At 67.6% G+C, this 16,353-nt stretch carries 20 protein-coding genes; 9 read left to right on the top strand and 11 right to left on the bottom strand.

Going from position 1 to position 16,353, the window contains the following annotated elements; genetic code table 11:
* Positions 1-55: 55 nt before the first annotated feature.
* The 3 genes from ACWPXK_RS19285 to ACWPXK_RS19275 all read right to left on the bottom strand — a co-directional run bounded on the left by ACWPXK_RS19285 (position 56) and on the right by ACWPXK_RS19275 (position 2,607).
* Positions 56-721 carry a hypothetical protein gene (locus ACWPXK_RS19285; RefSeq protein ID WP_454197523.1) on the bottom strand — a complete coding sequence of 222 codons (666 nt, stop codon included), beginning with the start codon at positions 719-721 and terminating at the stop codon, positions 56-58.
* Positions 722-789: 68 nt separating this feature from the next.
* Positions 790-1,209 (bottom strand): DUF6463 family protein, encoded by a 420-nt coding sequence (locus tag ACWPXK_RS19280; protein ID WP_454197522.1) that lies wholly within the window; start codon positions 1,207-1,209, stop codon positions 790-792.
* Between the two features lie 195 nt (positions 1,210-1,404).
* Complete coding sequence (locus tag ACWPXK_RS19275) at positions 1,405-2,607, bottom strand: site-specific integrase (protein ID WP_454197521.1); 1,203 nt, start codon at positions 2,605-2,607, stop codon at positions 1,405-1,407.
* Between the two features lie 891 nt (positions 2,608-3,498).
* Between ACWPXK_RS19275 and ACWPXK_RS19270 the strand changes: the two genes are divergently transcribed.
* From ACWPXK_RS19270 to ACWPXK_RS19260, 3 genes are all read left to right on the top strand, one after another.
* Positions 3,499-4,434, top strand: coding sequence for a hypothetical protein (locus ACWPXK_RS19270; RefSeq protein WP_454197520.1), 936 nt, complete (start codon positions 3,499-3,501; stop codon positions 4,432-4,434).
* Positions 4,435-4,636: 202 nt separating this feature from the next.
* Positions 4,637-5,317, top strand: coding sequence for an HdeD family acid-resistance protein (locus ACWPXK_RS19265; RefSeq protein ID WP_454197519.1), 681 nt, complete (start codon positions 4,637-4,639; stop codon positions 5,315-5,317).
* On the top strand, positions 5,275-6,702 hold the full coding sequence (locus ACWPXK_RS19260; protein WP_454197518.1) for a S8 family peptidase: 1,428 nt from the start codon (positions 5,275-5,277) through the stop codon (positions 6,700-6,702). The genes ACWPXK_RS19265 and ACWPXK_RS19260 overlap by 43 nt, the downstream gene beginning before the upstream one ends.
* 230 nt (positions 6,703-6,932) lie before the next feature.
* Here the strand turns inward: ACWPXK_RS19260 and ACWPXK_RS19255 are convergent, their stop codons facing one another.
* The 4 genes from ACWPXK_RS19255 to ACWPXK_RS19240 form a co-directional block, all read right to left on the bottom strand.
* On the bottom strand, positions 6,933-7,205 hold the full coding sequence (locus tag ACWPXK_RS19255; protein WP_454197517.1) for a hypothetical protein: 273 nt from the start codon (positions 7,203-7,205) through the stop codon (positions 6,933-6,935).
* Between the two features lie 110 nt (positions 7,206-7,315).
* Positions 7,316-8,212, bottom strand: a complete 897-nt coding sequence (locus ACWPXK_RS19250) for an RNA polymerase sigma-70 factor (protein WP_454197516.1) — start codon at positions 8,210-8,212, stop codon at positions 7,316-7,318.
* Positions 8,213-8,417: 205 nt separating this feature from the next.
* On the bottom strand, positions 8,418-9,464 hold the full coding sequence (locus ACWPXK_RS19245; protein WP_454197515.1) for an NADP-dependent oxidoreductase: 1,047 nt from the start codon (positions 9,462-9,464) through the stop codon (positions 8,418-8,420).
* A 283-nt stretch (positions 9,465-9,747) separates the two neighbouring features.
* The gene (locus ACWPXK_RS19240; protein WP_454197514.1) at positions 9,748-9,870 is read right to left on the bottom strand and encodes a hypothetical protein; all 123 of its coding nucleotides are present in this window, start codon (positions 9,868-9,870) and stop codon (positions 9,748-9,750) included.
* Between ACWPXK_RS19240 and ACWPXK_RS19235 the strand changes: the two genes are divergently transcribed.
* The gene (locus ACWPXK_RS19235) at positions 9,869-10,261 is read left to right on the top strand and encodes a DoxX family protein (RefSeq protein ID WP_454197513.1); all 393 of its coding nucleotides are present in this window, start codon (positions 9,869-9,871) and stop codon (positions 10,259-10,261) included. The genes ACWPXK_RS19240 and ACWPXK_RS19235 overlap by 2 nt on opposite strands.
* Positions 10,262-10,471: 210 nt before the next feature.
* On the opposite strand, the gene ACWPXK_RS19230 is transcribed toward ACWPXK_RS19235, so the two are convergent.
* The gene (locus ACWPXK_RS19230) at positions 10,472-11,113 is read right to left on the bottom strand and encodes a nitroreductase family protein (RefSeq protein ID WP_454197512.1); all 642 of its coding nucleotides are present in this window, start codon (positions 11,111-11,113) and stop codon (positions 10,472-10,474) included.
* A 69-nt stretch (positions 11,114-11,182) separates the two neighbouring features.
* Between ACWPXK_RS19230 and ACWPXK_RS19225 the strand changes: the two genes are divergently transcribed.
* On the top strand, positions 11,183-11,581 hold the full coding sequence (locus tag ACWPXK_RS19225) for a winged helix-turn-helix transcriptional regulator (RefSeq protein WP_454197511.1): 399 nt from the start codon (positions 11,183-11,185) through the stop codon (positions 11,579-11,581).
* 100 nt (positions 11,582-11,681) lie between these two features.
* Here ACWPXK_RS19225 and ACWPXK_RS19220 read toward each other — a convergent pair whose 3' ends face one another.
* Positions 11,682-12,521 carry an alpha/beta fold hydrolase gene (locus tag ACWPXK_RS19220; protein ID WP_454197510.1) on the bottom strand — a complete coding sequence of 280 codons (840 nt, stop codon included), beginning with the start codon at positions 12,519-12,521 and terminating at the stop codon, positions 11,682-11,684.
* On the bottom strand, positions 12,518-13,105 hold the full coding sequence (locus ACWPXK_RS19215) for a TetR/AcrR family transcriptional regulator (protein WP_454197509.1): 588 nt from the start codon (positions 13,103-13,105) through the stop codon (positions 12,518-12,520). The genes ACWPXK_RS19220 and ACWPXK_RS19215 overlap by 4 nt, the downstream gene beginning before the upstream one ends.
* Positions 13,106-13,318: 213 nt before the next feature.
* Between ACWPXK_RS19215 and ACWPXK_RS19210 the strand changes: the two genes are divergently transcribed.
* Positions 13,319-14,149 (top strand): alpha/beta fold hydrolase, encoded by an 831-nt coding sequence (locus tag ACWPXK_RS19210; RefSeq protein ID WP_454197508.1) that lies wholly within the window; start codon positions 13,319-13,321, stop codon positions 14,147-14,149.
* A 61-nt stretch (positions 14,150-14,210) separates the two neighbouring features.
* Here the strand turns inward: ACWPXK_RS19210 and ACWPXK_RS19205 are convergent, their stop codons facing one another.
* A complete protein-coding gene (locus tag ACWPXK_RS19205) occupies positions 14,211-14,453 on the bottom strand; it encodes a MarR family transcriptional regulator (protein WP_454197507.1) in 243 nt (80 codons plus the stop codon).
* A gap of 200 nt (positions 14,454-14,653) precedes the next feature.
* On the opposite strand from ACWPXK_RS19205, the gene ACWPXK_RS19200 reads away from it, so the two are divergent.
* Genes ACWPXK_RS19200 through ACWPXK_RS19190 form a run of 3 tightly spaced genes read left to right on the top strand, consistent with a single transcriptional unit; the run spans position 14,654 to position 16,319 of the window.
* Positions 14,654-14,938 carry a hypothetical protein gene (locus ACWPXK_RS19200; RefSeq protein ID WP_364334845.1) on the top strand — a complete coding sequence of 95 codons (285 nt, stop codon included), beginning with the start codon at positions 14,654-14,656 and terminating at the stop codon, positions 14,936-14,938.
* Positions 14,938-15,486 carry a DUF6879 family protein gene (locus ACWPXK_RS19195; protein WP_454197506.1) on the top strand — a complete coding sequence of 183 codons (549 nt, stop codon included), beginning with the start codon at positions 14,938-14,940 and terminating at the stop codon, positions 15,484-15,486. The genes ACWPXK_RS19200 and ACWPXK_RS19195 overlap by 1 nt, the downstream gene beginning before the upstream one ends.
* On the top strand, positions 15,483-16,319 hold the full coding sequence (locus ACWPXK_RS19190) for a helix-turn-helix domain-containing protein (protein WP_454197505.1): 837 nt from the start codon (positions 15,483-15,485) through the stop codon (positions 16,317-16,319). Before ACWPXK_RS19195 ends, ACWPXK_RS19190 begins: the two co-directional genes overlap by 4 nt.
* Positions 16,320-16,353: the final 34 nt, after the last annotated feature.

Genomic DNA, 16,353 nt, shown 5'->3' with positions numbered 1-16,353 from the left:
TGGCGGAGAGCGTATTCCCGACTCGCCCTGATGTTGAGTCGAGCCACCAGTGGCCTCAGTCGATAGTGAAGACGAACGAATACCAGTCTCCGGACAGCCTTTCGAACCGTCGGGCGCCACTCTCTGCTGGCTCGGCGCCAGGAGAGTAGACCCAGCCCCGGACAGTGGAGCCCACGAATCCGTCGGCGTCGTAGAAATAGACCCGCCCATCGGACCGGCGCTGAGCCGAACTGATATCGAGCCCGCCAAGACTCAGGTCTTGGCGGGTATTCGGCCCATCCTCGCGCAGCATCTCGACCGCGACTTCTTCCATTTCCGGACGTGCGGAGTCGAAGCCTCCGGGCTGAAAGACCAACCCGGCCACCAACCCCGCGAGCACAACCACCGGCACCGCGGCGACCTTCCAGGACCACCTGCGCCGGCGACCGAGCAGATACAGCGACTTGATCGCCCACACCAGCAGGGAAACAGCCAGCAGAATCCCGCCGGTCACCAGGCCGACGAGCTGATCGGGACCGGTCGGGTTCCTTACGAACGGAGCCCAATCGAGGTGGACGCACAACAGAACCACAACACCGAGGACTGTCCCCGTCAGGACCGCGGACCCCGGCGCAGTGGCGGCGTCCTGTCCGCCCTCGGCCAGCCCCTCACGCACACCTGACGTTTCGATCGGGGCCTCCTCATCTCGACGACCGTGACCCAACGCCCGATCCGCGCTCATGCCCTCAACCGAACTTACGGCAGTCGGCCCACTCGGCCGAGCCGGCGCACCACCCGTGGCCACGGGGTTCAACTCGTCCGGGCGGATATTCCGGCAGCAGTTCCCGAGTTGTCGCGGCGGGCGGCGCGTCTGGAGCCGGCCAGTAGCAGGCCGGCGGCGATCAGGAGGACCAGCAAGGGCGAGGGGCCGCCGACCGCGACAGTGACCAAAGTCCAAGCGGCCACCATCCACGCGAGGAACGGTGGCGGTGTGATGCCGCGGTGGTCCAGCCACAGCACCATCAGGCCGATCAGGAGGAACGGCACGCCGAAGCTGAACACGGTGTACCACAACGTGGCCTCGGCGTAGTTCATCGCAGTGGCATCCGCGTCCCACCCCTCTCCGCTGAACCACGCCTCGGCGTAGCGCGGGGCCGTCTCCACGAGAGCGCCCAGCGTGTGGCCGACTCCTGGAAACAACACAATGAGCCAGCCAGCCCACTTGATCATGTGAACTCCCCATTTTCCGTGCGTGGAGCCGTGTGGCTCCATCGGGTTGTCTCCGCGACCGTGGCCCCGCGATACGCGTTCACCTCGCTACGCGGACCGCCACCCTCGAGTTCTGATATACGGTGGCGTATAAAACTGAGCCTAGCTCTTATATACGGTGCCGTATAGATGGGGGAGTATGAGAGGAGTCACCCCTCACAACCCGAGTTTGGTGACCGCGTTGTCTTCCAAGGGGTTTGCCGTGCGGATGTAGCCGTGGACGGTGCGCGGGTTGGACCATCGGCCCTGGCGCATGATCTCGCGGTCGCTGGCGCCGCCGAGCGCGGCCTGCGTGGCGAATCCGGCGCGCAGTGAGTGGCCGGAGAAGAGGTCGGGGTCGAGACCGGCCCGGGCGGCATAGCGCTTGACCAGTTCGGCGACGGCGCGACCGGACATGGCGTGGTCGGCGATGGCTCCGTGCCGCGTGATGGCCGGGAAGAGGGGAAGGTCCGGGTCGATACGGGTGCCGGTGAAGCCGTGGCAGCGGTGGATGTCGGGAGCGCTGGCGGGCAGCTCGGACAGCCAGCCGCGGACACCGGAAGTTCCTGCGGCGGCATGTATTTCGCGCAGACGCAACCAGTCGGCGAAAGCGCAGACCGGGCAGGTGGCCCGGCGGCGGCCGCGCGGGAGGGCCACCCGCTGTTCCGCCGCGCCGGTGGGATCGGTTTTCGTGGCGGGCAGCCGGATCAGCAGGATCGGTTCGCCGGTGCTGTGGTCGGTGCTCACCTCGACATCGCCGATGCGCAGTCCGGCGAGTTCGCTGCGGCGCAAGGCTCCGGCGAAACCGACGAGCAGTGCGAGCGCGTCCCGGCGGCGGGCGGGTTCGGTGGGCCAGCCCGGTTCGGGAAGCCCGCCCAGGAGCTGGTCGAGAGTGTGCAGCAGCACCGGACGTTTGCGCTGAGGCTGCGCGCGGCGGGTGCGGCGGATACCGCGCAGGGTCAGCCGGACCACATCCGAGCGTGTCGGCGACGGCAGTCCGTTCGCAGCGTGCACGGCGGCGATAGCAGCCGACTTTCGTTCCAATGTCGCCGGACTGAACGCCCATCCGCCCGTATCGCGACGCGCGTCGGCGGCCGCCGCCAGGTAGACGGCGACGTCGAGCGCGTCAGCGGGCAGAGCCTGTCTGCCTTCGGCTGCGCACCAAGCCGCCCAGGCGACCCAGTCGGCGCGGTAGGCGCGCACAGTGTTCGCCGACTGGGAGGCTTCGAGATACCGGCCCAGCGAACCGGCCTGATCGTCGTCGAAGCGATCCCGCACCAGGCGCAGCGCAGCAGCGTCGACCAAGACACTGCGGACCCCACGGCGCAGCTCCGTGCGCACCGACTCGGGGACCGCGACGACGGTGGATCGATCGTCCATGTCTCGGCTCCCGTATTCACGTCGGCGACTGGCTGCTCGCGCCAAGGATATTTCGGCGCGAGACTTCACCCTACGGCACGCCCAACGGGGACTTCGGCACCTGAGCGCCACGTTCCCTCGACGCGGTCAACGACGGCTCGTCACGGGTGCCGCACTCGCCGAGCAGGCGAATTCCCCAGCGTCACAACGACACTTCTTCGGCCACCCCGCGAGTCAGGCAACGCGCAGCAGTCTCGCGTCGGACCTCGCCCTTATCCAACTCCCAGCCGACTCCGTGCCGGTCCCCGTCGAGCGCGGAGCATTCTGAGCCCTTGCTCGGAGGTCGCACAATCGCCCGCTCTGAACCTCCGCTGCAACCGGCCAATGTTCCCCGCGTAGCTGCCCGCCTCTGACTGGCTTTGCGAGAAGCCGCGTCGTCGTCGCGAAGCGCGCCTGACTTCGGTGGTGTGGGTGGGGGAGCGGCGGCATCTGTTGTCTGGAAGGGGTGCACAGTTTTCAACCCTTTTCGTCAAGGTTACGTATCGTTGGATACAACCAAACGTAAACGTATTTCTGACGATGAGATACGGTGCCGCAACGGGGAGCCTGGCCGCCGATAAGGTTCACTTATCGGCGGTCAGGAGGGAATGGACCTGAATGTGCGCCGCAGGGTTTCGTTTCGTGTCGATCCGTTGGGAATGACGAAATCAACGCTACGATTCCGGCGTGTCGAACCTATGTAACTACCCGGGCTGCTCTCGTCCCCTCACGCGGGGAGGCGGGCCCGGTCGGCCGTCGGAGTACTGTGACCATCCGGATCACACGCGGTGGCGCGCGTGGCGGGAGCGGCAACGGCGGCAACAAGAGTCGGAGGCACCCGCCGCTGCTGTCACTGTGACGCAGCAGGGGCCGGTGACAGCCGCACGGTTGCGTGCTGATGAGCTGCTCACGCAGTTCCGGTCGCTCGCCGGACAGTTGAACACCACGGTGAATGCCGCTGTCGCGGAATTGTCCACGCTCGCCGACCCATCCATCGCCGAGGCGCAGGTCCAGGCGGTGCAGGCGGACGCGGCACGGCGGATCGCCGAGGCCGAGGCCGCCGCGGTGGCGGCGGAACAGGCACGCAGGCAGGCGCAGGAAGCGCGGGCCCTGGCCGAGTCGGCAGCCGACGACGCCGCGAATGCCGCCGAACGGGCCGAAGAGCTGATCGCCCAGGCGAACGCGGCACGCGACGACGCACTGCTCGAAGTGGGACGAGTCACCAAACAGGCGGCCGACGACGTGTTCGCCGCGCGCAGCGATGCCGAGGCCGAAATCCGCGCCGTGCGACAGGAGACCGCCGAAGAGATCGAACGCGTCAAACAAGATGCAGCCGAACAGGTCCAGCGCGCGCAGCGCCGCGCCGAAACCGAAATCGCGCAAGCCCAGCGCGAAGCAGCCGCGGAGGTGAGGGCGGCCCACTCCGAACGTGACCTCGCCGTCCAGCGCGCGGCCGACGCCGAACGCGCGACCGAGCGCGCCGAACAGGTTGCCGCCGAACGAGCCGAAGCCGCCGACGAAGCGCGCGGCGAATGGCGCAGGGTACGTGCCGAACTCGACGCCACCCGCGCCGAACTCACCGAGACCCGCCGCACCGCGGCCGCGGACCTCACCGCGGCCCGCGCAGAAGCCGCCGCCGCGATCGACAAGGTCCGCACCGAAGCCGCCCAGCGCATCGCGGCACTCGACGAAGCACGCGCTCAAACCCTCGCGCGCGCCGAACGCGCCGAAACCCAACTCGACGAACTCCTCGCAGAAGCACGTCGCAAATCGCACGCTACGGAACCGGTGGACCACGAAGGCACGTGACATGTAATTCGGACCGAGGTTCGGTGCGGGTCAGCCGGCATTCGCCCTGTGACAGCAAAGTTCGCCCAATCCAGCGGGCAGGCCCTCGGTCGTCCGCGCTACGCGAGCTGACGTCGGCGTGCTCGGCGCAGACGCAGGAACGAATGCCGTTGCCCCAGCGGGGCAAACGGTTCGCTACCAACGTCGGTCATATCATGTAGCTATGCCCGAAACTGTGGTGGAAGGGCGTACGGAACCACTGGCCGGCGGCGCCCGGCAGTCGGTACTGGTGGTCGGCGCCTGCTCGATGATCGTGGGTGTGGCAATCGTGGTGTGGCCGCACAAGTCGCTACCGACAGCGGAATTGCTGTGCGGCGGCTACCTTCTGCTCAACGGTGTATTCCAGATGATCCTCGCGGTGAGCGCCCGGTTCGCCACGGCCCTGCGCGTGCTGGTGCTGATCAGCGGCGTCATGTCGGCCCTGCTGGCGATGCTGTGCTTCGCGGGCGGCAATTCGGCGCTGCTGCTGTCGTTCTGGATCGGGCTCGCGTGGGCGATTCGCGGAATCTGCCACGCCACCGTGGCGGTATGGGTCGACGACCTGCCTGGGCGGGGACGGCACGAAGTGTTCGGCCTGGTCACGCTGACGCTCGGCGTCGTTGTCGGTGCGCTGCCGTTCGATTCACTCGACGCGGTCGGCTGGGTCGTCGGGCTGTGCCTGATCGCGATCGGCGCGGTGGAGGTCCTCATCGTCACGGCGGGCCGCCCCCGTGCGGTCATGCCGCTCGGGATGATGCCGACCGCACCTTGGATGGGTGAGCGCGGTGGCGACGGGCGCGCCCTCCAGGTTGACTATGCACCATGGCATCCCAGCGTCCGAAGCTCCGATCGCCCGCCGAACTGATTGTCGTCACCTACGCCGCCGACGCCGCGATCACACCGATCGCCCTGCGTGAGAGCCGCAGTGCGCAGTCACACGTGGGCACGCGGCTTCCGGAGGGTGGTGAACTGGTACGGATCTTCGGACCGGCCAACCGATTGCAGGGCCGCCTCAGCGGCACGTCACACGAGCAAACCGGCACGGAATACCTCAATTACTTCTATGTCCGCGGCGTCGACGGCGAGCTCCACGAGCTCGCCGCTCGGCTGCGCGACGACGACGCAGTGGCGGCAGCGTACGTGAAACCGCCCGCCGAACCGCCGATCGCGCCGCAAGGCATCGTGACGGTCACGGCTGGTTCCGCGGCCGACGCACCTCCGGTTACCCCGGATTTCATAGAGCGCCAGGGATATCTGGCCGCCGCGCCGCATGGCATCGACGCGCGCTGGGCCTGGACAGTTCCCGGAGGGCGCGGCGCCGGCGTGCGGGTGGTGGACGTCGAGGGAGCCTGGCAGTTCACCCACGAGGATTTGCACGCCAACCAAGGTGGGGTCATCGGCGGCACTCCATCACCGGACCGGGGCTGGCGCGACCACGGCACCGCCGTCACGGGCGTGATCAGTGCTGACGTCAACGCCTACGGCATCACCGGCATCGTGCCGGAGGCGCACATCCGGGCGGTGTCGATATTCGGGTCCGGATCGGCGTCCGCGATCCGTTCTGCGGCTGACGTGTTGCGTCCCGGTGACGTGATCCTGCTCGAAGTGCACCGTCCCGGCCCGCGATTCGACTACGCGGGCAGGCCCGACCAGCGCGGCTACATACCGATCGAATGGTGGCCAGACGACTTGGCAGCCGTCCGGTACGCGGTCGGCAAGGGCGTGATCGTGGTCGAGGCGGCCGGCAATGGCGACGAGGATCTGGACGCCGCACTGTATGACATCCGGCCCCCGGAGTTCCCGGCCACATGGCAGAACCCGTTGCGTGGCGGCGCGGTCGACTCGGGGGCGATCATCGTCGGCGCGGGCACACCACCACCGGGATTCCACGGCCGCGACCACGGCCCGGGCCGCTCCCGGCTGGCGTTCTCCAACTACGGCAAGCGTGTCGACGCGCAGGGGTGGGGACTGGAAGTCACCACAACCGGCTATGGCGACCTGCAGGGCGGCTCCGACGAAGACCTTTGGTACACCGACGTATTCAGCGGAACCTCGAGCGCGTCCCCGATCGTGGTCGGCGCGGTCGCGAGCTATCAGGGTATGAGCGGGGCCGGCGCCGGACGTAAGACACCCGGGGAAGTGCGGACCCGGTTGCGCGGCACCGGCTCGCCGCAAACCGACGCACCGGGACGGCCGGCCACCCAACGAATCGGCAACCTGCCGGACGTGAGGTCGGTGCTCGGGCCGTAATAGGGCGTGAATACGCGAAGCGGCTCTCGCAACGATGGCCGAGAGGCGCCGTATGCCGACGTGCCCGGTGCGTCCAGCCGCGTCGACTTCGCGCCGTCATAGTGGCCAGCCCTACTCAGTCGTTGAGGGATCGCGGCGAGATAGGCAGTCCCCGCTCGCGATTGCGCTCAGCGGAATCAATCATCGACATTGTTGCGTTCTCAGGAATTTTGCCCCCGGTAAGGATCGGGTCACAGGGGGTCGTGGTAGCGGCGGTGGATCGTTTTTCCGGGCTGCGAGAGGCAGTTTCGGTTGTTTGCCTTTGAGTCGGTCTCTCGCGCGGGCCTTGGTAATGCCCTCGCGGGTGCGCAGGTGGCCCAGGTCGGCCTCGAACTCCCCGACCATGGCGAGGGTTGCAGGAACAGCTTTCCGAACAGGTCGTGCCAGTCGTAGATCGAGCTGCCGAGCCCGAACAGCACGTCGTGCTCGCGCAGGTCGGTCAGGATCTCGCCGGCCTCGGCCATGTTCCGAGCGAGGGGTGTTCCGCTGGCGGATCGGCTTACGGAACACTCCGCAGGAAGGTGCCCCCATCTCGCTGGCTGCCTTGTTCCGGTGACTGGTCCTGCGCCGATATTCAGCGCAGGGTCAGTGGGGTCTCGGATTCGACGCGGGTCAGCTTGTGCGGGTTGCGGACGAAGTAGAGGCCGTTGATGTGGTCGTTCTCGACCCGGAACGCCATGACGCCGTCGATTTCGCTGTCCAACCGGAAGACCAGTGCCGGGCTGCCGTTGAGCATGGTCGGGTCGATGGTGATCGTGGCGTCGGTCTTGCCGATTCCGCCGAGGATGTAGCGGACCACGTTCTCGGCGCCGATGACGGGCCGCAGCGCTGCCCGTTTGACGCCGCCGCCGTCGCTGACCAGGACTACCTCGGGGGCGAGCACGTCCAGCAGAGCCTGCGGGTCGCCGGATTCGATGGCGCGCCGGAACGACTCGAGTGCCGCCCGGGTCTCGCTGGCCGAGACCACCGATCGGGGGCGGCGGGCATCGACGTGCCGGCGGGCGCGGTGCGCGATCTGGCGAACGGCCGTGGGGGTTTTGTCGACGGCGGCGGCGATCTCGTCGTAGCCGATCTCGAATACTTCACGCAGCACGAATACGGCGCGTTCGGTTGGTGACAGCGTCTCGAGGATGAGCATCGTCGCCATCGACAGGCTCTCGGCGAGCTCGATGTCTGCGGCCGCGTCCGGTGTGGTGAGCAGTGGCTCGGGCAGCCAGGGTCCGACGTAGGACTCCTTGCGGCGGCTGATGGTCCGCAGCCGGTTGAGCGACTGCCGGGTCGTGATGCGGACCAGGTAGGCACGCCGGTCGCGCACTTGTCCCTGGTCGACCTTCATCCACCGCAGCCATGTCTCCTGCAGGACGTCTTCGGCGTCGGCCGCCGATCCGAGCATCTCGTAGGCGACGGTGAACAGCAGATTGCGATGGGCGAGGAATGCCTCGGTCGCTGGGTCGGTGGCGTGGTCGCCCACATCCCGGCCCCTCTCCTTCGCGGGCGGCCCTGGTAGTCGAGAGCCCTCACCCGGTGTATTCACTGCGATGTCCTCTTTCGTTGGTAGCGGTGACTGCACGGATGCGGTCCAGGTCCGCTCGCCAGTCGAGCGGACCGCGACCGTTACGTGGCCCAGGCTGCGCGTTCAGCATTCTGATGGGAACTCACTCCTGGTGTCGCTCGGGTCAGGGGGTCAGGATGACCTTGCCGACTATCTCTCCACCGGCGGCGCGAACGTCGACAGTGTCCGCCTCGGCCCGCAGCTGTGCGGCCACTGCGAAACCCAGCTCTCGGCCCTCGACGCGGGCGACCAGCTCGGCCACATGGGCGATCCGTTCGGCGGCGCGGGCATGGACAGTGGGCAGTTCGGACAGTGGCAGCCGTTCGGCCACCGCGATCTCCAGATCTCCGGCGTCGACGCGAGCGACCAGCGTGGCGAGCTGAGCGGCGTCGCTGTACGCGAAGGGCCGCACGGCCCGCACCCCGCGCCCGACATCCTGCGGGACGGGAGTGGTCGTGCTGACGTACGCCCCACCGTCGGCGACCAGGTTCGCCAACTCCATGTTCTCCTCCGGGCCGCTGGGCGCCAGGTTCAGCACCACGTCGAACCGCTGTCCGGCCACCGCCTGCACAACGGGGATTTCGGTGTAGTCGATGATCCGCTGCGCGCCGTAGGAGCGAGTGCGGTCACGGCTCCGCGAGCTGGCAGTCGCGGTCACGGTGGCACCGGCCTGCACGGCGAGCTGGACGGCGTACCCGCCCACCGCGCTGCCCGCGCCATTGATCAGGACACCCTGCCCGGGCTTCAGACCGGCGTGTTCGAACAATGATTGCCAAGCCGTGAGCCCAACCAAAGGCAGGGCCGCGGCGTCCGCGAGCTCGACGGTGCGGGGAGCGGAAGCCAGTATCTCGGCGGGCGCGGCAACGTACTCGGCGGCCGCGCCGGGCGCGGTCACCGGCAAGACCGCGACCACCGCGTCCCCGACACTCCAGCCGGTCACCCCCTCGCCGACTTCGGTGATGACACCAGCCACGTCGACGTTCGGAATATGCGGGAAGGTCACCGGGACAACGTCTTGTCGAAAACCCGCGCGGAGCCCGGCGTCCGCGTCGTTGTACGAGGTACCGGCCACCTGCACCACCACCTGACCCGCATCCGGGACCGGACGGTCCGCCTCCTCGTAGACCAGAACATCACTTCCGCCGTAGGAGTGGTACCGCACTGCCTTCATGGACTCTCCTCTTCCCCTACTTGCTTCGGTCACCGGTTTCTCCTTCTGTTCGCAGGGTTCGGCCACCAGACACCGCATGATCGTTCGCTGTGACAGGAGTGTGAGGCAGATCACTCCACCGATGAGATGTTTGGCGCATCGATGCTCGCTACACCCTCACCCCGCCAAGGGCGGGTGTTCATGTTCGGCCCGAATTCGCCGCACGGGCAGCGCGTGCGGTGGCGCACGTCACGCCGACGTGGTGTCACACACCCAGGGCCGGCGGTGTCTGATGCCCGACCAGTTACACGATCGGGAAGCCGACAGGGATGCCGCGAACAGCATCGTCCGGCAGCCCGTCGGCGACGAACGGCTCGGCCGGATCGAGGACGAGCCGGAGTCGCCCGCACCTGAAGGAGAAGCTCATGAACCTCGCCCTCTGGATCGTCGCCGGCCTGCTTGCCGCCCTCTCACTGTTCGGTGGCGCCACCAAAGCGTTCATGCCCAAGGACAAGCTGGACGAACTGGGCAGAAAGTCCGGTGGGGGATGGACCGAGCACGCCAGCGCCGGTTTCGTCAGAACCCTCGGTGGCCTCGAGATCCTGGCCGCGGCCGGCCTGATCCTGCCCGCCGTGCTCGACATCGCGCCGGTGATGGTGCCGGTGACCGCCGTGTGCTGGATCCTGTTGATGATCGGCGCGATGATCACCCACGCCCGCTACGGCCAGTACAAATACGTCGCGCTGAACTTCGTCTACCTCGCTGCGGCCGCCTTCGTGGCCTGGGGCCGCTTCGGCCCCGAGTCCTTCACCGGCTGATTCAGGCAAGTCGCCAGCGGGTGGCGCCGGGCGCAGCAGGCGGCTCCTGCTGCGCCCGCCCAGCCGTTCCCGACCAGAGTCCACGAGCCGATGAGTTCCTAGGTCGACCGCCCCACGACGCGGACTCATCCGCCGAGAGCGAGCCGGGTATTCATGGTGAGTTCGACCTCGCTGTAAGGGAGCGCACGCGACCGCCTGCCCACCGACCTTTCAGGCGGCGAATCGCTCACGGAAGACTGTGCTTTCCACGGCACGGCGTCCCGGATGCGGCGGTGTGGCGTCGCTGTAGCCGACTGTCACCAGCACGGCGATGGCGAGCTCGGGGCGATCTTCGATGCCGATCACTGCCTTGACCAGGTCGGGATCCCATCCGTTCATCGGCGCGGACGCCAACCCGAGCGCGGTGGCGGCCAGCATGGTGTAGGTGGCCGCGATCATGGCGTTCTTGACGGCGTTTTCCCGCAGCAGATCGCGTCGGCGTAGCTCATGGAACTCCGCGCGGCTGTCGAAGAGGGCGGTGAACTCGGCGTTCCAAGCACCGTTGTGGCGGGCTCGGTCGGCGATGTCGGCGTTGGGGGCTTCCCACGCCGTGCTGTCGGCGACGAAGACGAGCGTGGCCGGCGCCTCGAGTGGCTGAGGCTGGCCGTAGGCGGCCGCGGACAGTTCTCTGCGGCCGGATTCGCTGGTTACGACGACGATCGACCGGTCCTGCATATTCCAGGCGCTGGGTGCCTGCATGGTCAGGTCCAACAGTTCGTCGAGAACCGGGGCCGGAACCGGATCAGGACGGTAGTGGCGCACGGTGCGCCGGACGCGGATGGCTTCGGAAACGGAAAGTGCTTGTTGCTCCACATTTCTAACTATCGGTTCGTTACAACCAAATAGGAAGATGGCACCTGATAGTGCGCTACGCTCCAGAAGGTGCGTACATATGTCGAGTCATCAGGCTTGCCCGCCGACGTCTATTCCGCGAAATGCCCCACCCGGCAGATGCTCGATCACATCGCCGGAAAGTGGACCGTGCTGATCGTGGACGCCCTGGCCGAGGGCACGATGCGGTACACGGACCTGCAGCACCGCATCGACGGCATATCGCAGAAAATGCTGACCCAGACATTGCGCCGGTTGGAGGCCGACGGTTTCGTGACCCGTACTGTGCACCCCACCGTGCCGCCGCGGGTCGAATACACGCTCACCGATCTCGGCCACAGCCTGCGAGTTCCCATAGCGGCGCTGCGGGAGTGGATCGAAACCAACATCAACCGCATCGAAGCGAGCCGCCGCACCACAGGCATTCAGCACGCCGAGGACTTGGTGTGAATCTCTCGGGGTGGGCATAGTGTCGGCCGCCGAGAACGACGACCGACCGCTGGAGCTTGGTCCGTTGAGCGCGTGATCACTACGCAGACCGATGCGACAGTCAGCGTGCGCGAGCAGCCAGGAGCAGATCGAGCAGAAGCTGACCGAATTCGGCGGGCGCGTCGGTGAAACCGCTGTGCCCGCCAGGAAACTCGGTCAACGCGATGCTCAGTTGCGCCGCGAGTGTCTCGGCCGGGCGGTAGGGGAGCTTGCCCCTGCTCTCGCGGCCCGCGCCGAGCACCAGCCGGTCGGAGACGGGCGCCAAGGCCGCCACATCAGGGCGGTGAGAGGTGACCACGCGCAATTCGTGCGCCATCATGCGCGGGGTGTTGACGTGGATGCGTTCGATCATCGCGGCCGCGCGGGGCGGGAGTTCGGCCGGATCGGGCATGGCTTTCATTCCGCCGCCGATGCCGTCGAGGAAGCGTGCGCCCGCGGCGGCAAGGCCTTCGGTCACGAAAAGTTCGTGCACCTCCTCGACGAACGCCTTGTGCACGGCCGCGTCGGGGAGCACCGCGAAACACGGCGGTTCGTGTGCGACCACCAGCCGCAGGCGTTGCGGTTGCCGGGCAAGCAACTCCAGCGCCACCACCGCGCCGCCGCTGCCACCGAAGACGTAGGCGTCTTCGCCCGCGGGCGTGAGGTGTTCGAGCAGCCGGTGGGCGTCGTCGCTCTGCACTTCGACCGCAACGTCGTCCGCGGCGCCGGGGTCGAGCACGCTGCGCGAGTAGCCGCGAGGATCGGGGGTGACCACGGTGAAGTGCTCGGCGAGGGGTTCGGCGATCGGGTCGAAGACGGCCCCGTCGCCGCCGCTGCCGCACAGCAGCAGCAGTACCGGCCCGGCGCCGCGCACCTCGTAATGCAGGGTCGCTCCGGGGACTTTCAGGGTGTCGGACCTCATGACTTCTCCTTGTGACTGGACGGCCACTGCTCGAGTGTGACGTGCAGTGCGTCGATGATGCGTTCCCAGGAGTCCGCGGTGGAGCGCGCGTGCCCGAAACCGCCGGTGGCCTCCAAGACGCTGTATCCGTGAAAGGTGCTGCGCAGCAAGCGAACCGCGTCGGTGCGGTCGGGTTCGGTCAAGCCGTAGCCGCGCAGCATGCCGTAGGTCAGTTCGACAGCGCGCAGCGCGCCGGTCGCGGTCTTCGCCACTTCCGGGTTCATCGGCAGCTGGGTGGCCGCGTATCGCCCGGGATGACGCAGCGCGTAGTCGCGCCAGGCGTGGGCGTACGCGGCGAGCGCGTCGCGTCCGGCGCGTCCGGCGATCGCGGCGGCGATCAGGTCGGTCTTCTCCGTGGCCGCCATGACGGCCACCCGGGTGCGCAGGTCCTGAAGGTTCTTGACGTGCGAATACAGGCTGGCGTCCTGAACGCCGAACTTCTTGGCCACCGCCGACATGGTGACGTTGTCGAGCCCGATCTCGTCGGCGAGATCGGCCGCGGCCAGCGTGATTCGTTCCGCGGTCAGTCCCGCTCGTGCCATCATCGGCAACCTCCTCGAAAACTAGGGCACCATGGGTTTATCCTAATCTCCCTAGGTTTGGCAACCGGTGCAGCGGCCGGGCGATGAATTCCGTTCGCGTGCACCGTCCCTATAGGCGGACACGAAGGCGTACCTCGGCCTTGGCTCCGGCCGTGCGCGGGTTGAGGACGGACTACGTCCGACAGCGCCCACTAAAGACACCCACGAGGAGAACTCATGACCCAGACCCCGTCCGCCGTCACAGCGCGGACTCTCGACGTTCCCGGCGCGCACCTCTATTACGAACTGCGCGGTGCGGGGCCGCTGGTCGTGCTGGTCGGCGCGCCGATGGACGCCGCCGCGTTCGCGCCGCTGGCCGACCTGCTCGCCGCCGACCACACGGTGCTCACCACGGACCCGCGCGGACACCAGAACAGCACGCTGGACGACCCTGGCCAGGACTCCACGCCGGAACTGCGCGCCGACGACCTCGCCCGGCTGATCACCCACGTGGACGCCGGACCCGCCGTGGTCCTCGGGTCCAGTGGCGGTGCGGTGACCGCTCTGGCGCTGGCGCAGGCTCGCCCCGACCTCGTCGCGACAGTGATCGCGCACGAGCCGCCGATCAACGCGCTGATCGCCGACCGCGACGCCCACCGTGCCGCCACCGAAGACATGATCGCCACCTACGCCGAGGGCGATGTGCTCGGCGCGTGGCGAAAGTTCTTCTCCGCCGCGAATATTCCGATGCCGGAACCGATGCTCGCGCAGATGTTCGGGCCCGAGCGCGACCCGCGGCAGATGGCCAGCGAACGCTACTGGTTCGCCCACGAGATCCGCGGCACCACCACCTGGGAGCCCGACATCGTCACCCTGCTCGGCACACCCGCCCGGCTCGTCGTCGGCATCGGCGCCGACTCCGCCGGCCAGTTCTGCGATCGCACCTCACGCGCACTCGCCGCGGCTCTCGACTTGACGCCGACGCTGTTCCCCGGCGGCCACATCGGTTTCGTCGACGATCCCGCCGCATTCGTCGTCCGGCTGCGGGAAATCCTGACCACTCCGTGATTTGTCTCGGCTCCGATACGCCGAAGCGGGTCGAACACCGTGCTGGGGACGACTGATCGGTTCATAGGGTGAATCGGCGCCCCTTCGCGGCCCACTCGCCGCGGCCCCGTGGCGTGATCGCCCAGCGGCCGCGGTTGTTGGTGTCCATGATCAAGCCACGCGACTGCAGGCGCAACAACGCACCGCGCACCGACCATGCGGTCAGTCGCGCCTGCTGAGCCAGCTGCTCGACGGTGAGTAATCCACCTGGCGCCAGCACACCCAGCACCGCGAAGTCGGCGGCAGTCCTGGGTCGTCTCATCATGTCGGAGCCCTTTCCTGTGGGGAAAAGGCAACTCGGGATCGAACTCGCCGCGGTGGTACCCGAGGTGCCCAATCGAAGGTAAGAGCGAACCTGTTCCGCCGCTACGGCTTTGCGCGACTTTGCGACGTGCGTTGACCGGCAAGCCTTCCGGTGGGGACGATTGCACGACATCGCCTCTCCGCTCTCGCAAAGGATCAGCTATGAACCTGCGACTCCTCGGATCCGGATCCGATCATGGAGCCTGCCCCGCCGTGTACGCGACCGACACCGGCGTGCTCGTGGTGCAGGGCGACGCCACCGAGCGCACGGGCACGGTCCTGGTGCCACACCAGTTGCTGGACTGGCTGGAGCCGGGTATGCGGCTACCGGTGGAGGCGACCGGAACCTGCGGTTCGGTGCTGGTGGCCGGTGAACCGGTCACCGACCCCGAGCTGCTCGCGCAGTTGACCCTCGCAGGCCACGAAACCGCCGTGGTGGTGCGCTGATGCTGCACGTCGGTGGCGACCGCTGTTTCGAGCCGCTGTTCCGGGCGGCTCGATTCCGCGCTTTCCACCTGGAGGTGAGGGACTTCTACGTGCTGGAGGACGAGCAGGAAGCATTGCGCCGCTTCGATGCCGGAGTAGCGTACGAACGAGAGGAACAGCCGGAGTCATGGAAAGCCTGGGACGCTCTGATGGTGGAGTCAGCCGGTCGCGGAGTCACGCTGGAACGCCTCCGGGTCGTGACGGTCCCGCACTCCGATTACACCCGGTGGTTGTTGTCGGCGACCGACGACAACATCGCCACCGGTGAGATGGTGCGCTGGCTGCCGCGGCACTTGGCCGATCCCGCGGACGTGCCGCACGACGACTACTGGTTGTTCGACATGGACACGGTCGCGTTCAACACCTTCGCCGCGGACGGGAGATTCACGGGTCTGTCGATCACCACCGACCCGGCCCTGGTCGCCCGCTGCCTGCAGGTGCGGGACCGGCTGTGGCCCAAAGGTATTGATCATCAACGGTATTACGAGAGCGAGCACGTGGGCGAGTGAACGGTGTGTCGGACGCACGCGCGGCGCTGGGTGCGCGCCTGCGCGAACTGCGGCGCGCGGCCCACCTGACCGGCCTGGAGCTGGCGGCCAGATGTGGCTGGCATTCGAGCAAGGTCTCCCGGATCGAGGGCGGCAAACAGACGCCGTCGGAAGCCGACCTCGCCGCCTGGTGTGAGGCGTGTGACAACACCGCCGTGCTGGACGACCTGGTTGCCAACGCGCGCAATCTGCAGTCGATGTATCTGGAATGGCAACGCACCGTCGCCTCCGGTCATGCGCGCAGGCAACGGCAGTCGATCGATCTGGAGGCACAGACCACCCAGATCCGCTGGTATGCCCCCGATACGTTGCCGGGACTGCTGCAAACCGAGGGCTACGCCCGCGCAATCCTCGCCGCGTGCATCGCGGTCACCGGCGGACGCGACGACCTCGAAGACGCGGTGGCCGCGCGGATGGCGCGCAAGCAGGTACTCCACCGGGCCAAGCACCGGTTCCACTTCCTGGTCAACGAGGCCGCGCTCTGGCGCGTGGTCGGTGACGCGGCGACCATGGCCGAGCAGCTCGCCTATCTTCTTGCGGTGATGTCCAATCCGAGGATCCGGCTGGGCATCATCCCGGCCTGCGCCGACTATCGCGCTCCCGCGACGAACTTCGTCATCTACGACCGCTCGCAGGTGCTGACCGAGACGGTCTCGGCCGAGCTGACCATCACCCGTCCCTCCGAGATCGCCTTGCACGAGAAGACCTTCGCCATCCTGGCCGACCAGGCCGAATACGGCGAACGTGCCCGTTTGCTGATCACCAACGTGCTGGACCGCCGGCGCGGTGCCTAGCATTCGATTCCCGACGTGGGTGATGCCGCCGTCG

Source organism: Nocardia sp. Marseille-Q1738, from assembly GCF_965283145.1.
The sequence above is the reverse complement of the archived record's forward strand: the minus strand, read 5'-3'. Positions and strand labels throughout refer to the sequence as shown.

What these genes read in the sequence shown, in the direction of transcription:
- ACWPXK_RS19285 (WP_454197523.1), bottom strand. Translation starts at nt 721, where the DNA reads ATGAGCGCGGATCGGGCGTTGGGTCACGGTCGTCGAGATGAGGAGGCC.
- ACWPXK_RS19280 (WP_454197522.1), bottom strand. Translation starts at nt 1,209, where the DNA reads ATGATCAAGTGGGCTGGCTGGCTCATTGTGTTGTTTCCAGGAGTCGGC.
- ACWPXK_RS19275 (WP_454197521.1), bottom strand. Translation starts at nt 2,607, where the DNA reads ATGGACGATCGATCCACCGTCGTCGCGGTCCCCGAGTCGGTGCGCACG.
- ACWPXK_RS19265 (WP_454197519.1), top strand. Translation starts at nt 4,637, where the DNA reads ATGCCCGAAACTGTGGTGGAAGGGCGTACGGAACCACTGGCCGGCGGC.
- ACWPXK_RS19260 (WP_454197518.1), top strand. Translation starts at nt 5,275, where the DNA reads ATGGCATCCCAGCGTCCGAAGCTCCGATCGCCCGCCGAACTGATTGTC.
- ACWPXK_RS19255 (WP_454197517.1), bottom strand. Translation starts at nt 7,205, where the DNA reads ATGGCCGAGGCCGGCGAGATCCTGACCGACCTGCGCGAGCACGACGTG.
- ACWPXK_RS19245 (WP_454197515.1), bottom strand. Translation starts at nt 9,464, where the DNA reads ATGAAGGCAGTGCGGTACCACTCCTACGGCGGAAGTGATGTTCTGGTC.
- ACWPXK_RS19235 (WP_454197513.1), top strand. Translation starts at nt 9,869, where the DNA reads ATGAACCTCGCCCTCTGGATCGTCGCCGGCCTGCTTGCCGCCCTCTCA.
- ACWPXK_RS19240 (WP_454197514.1), bottom strand. Translation starts at nt 9,870, where the DNA reads ATGAGCTTCTCCTTCAGGTGCGGGCGACTCCGGCTCGTCCTCGATCCG.
- ACWPXK_RS19220 (WP_454197510.1), bottom strand. Translation starts at nt 12,521, where the DNA reads ATGAGGTCCGACACCCTGAAAGTCCCCGGAGCGACCCTGCATTACGAG.
- ACWPXK_RS19215 (WP_454197509.1), bottom strand. Translation starts at nt 13,105, where the DNA reads ATGATGGCACGAGCGGGACTGACCGCGGAACGAATCACGCTGGCCGCG.
- ACWPXK_RS19210 (WP_454197508.1), top strand. Translation starts at nt 13,319, where the DNA reads ATGACCCAGACCCCGTCCGCCGTCACAGCGCGGACTCTCGACGTTCCC.
- ACWPXK_RS19205 (WP_454197507.1), bottom strand. Translation starts at nt 14,453, where the DNA reads ATGATGAGACGACCCAGGACTGCCGCCGACTTCGCGGTGCTGGGTGTG.
- ACWPXK_RS19200 (WP_364334845.1), top strand. Translation starts at nt 14,654, where the DNA reads ATGAACCTGCGACTCCTCGGATCCGGATCCGATCATGGAGCCTGCCCC.
- ACWPXK_RS19195 (WP_454197506.1), top strand. Translation starts at nt 14,938, where the DNA reads ATGCTGCACGTCGGTGGCGACCGCTGTTTCGAGCCGCTGTTCCGGGCG.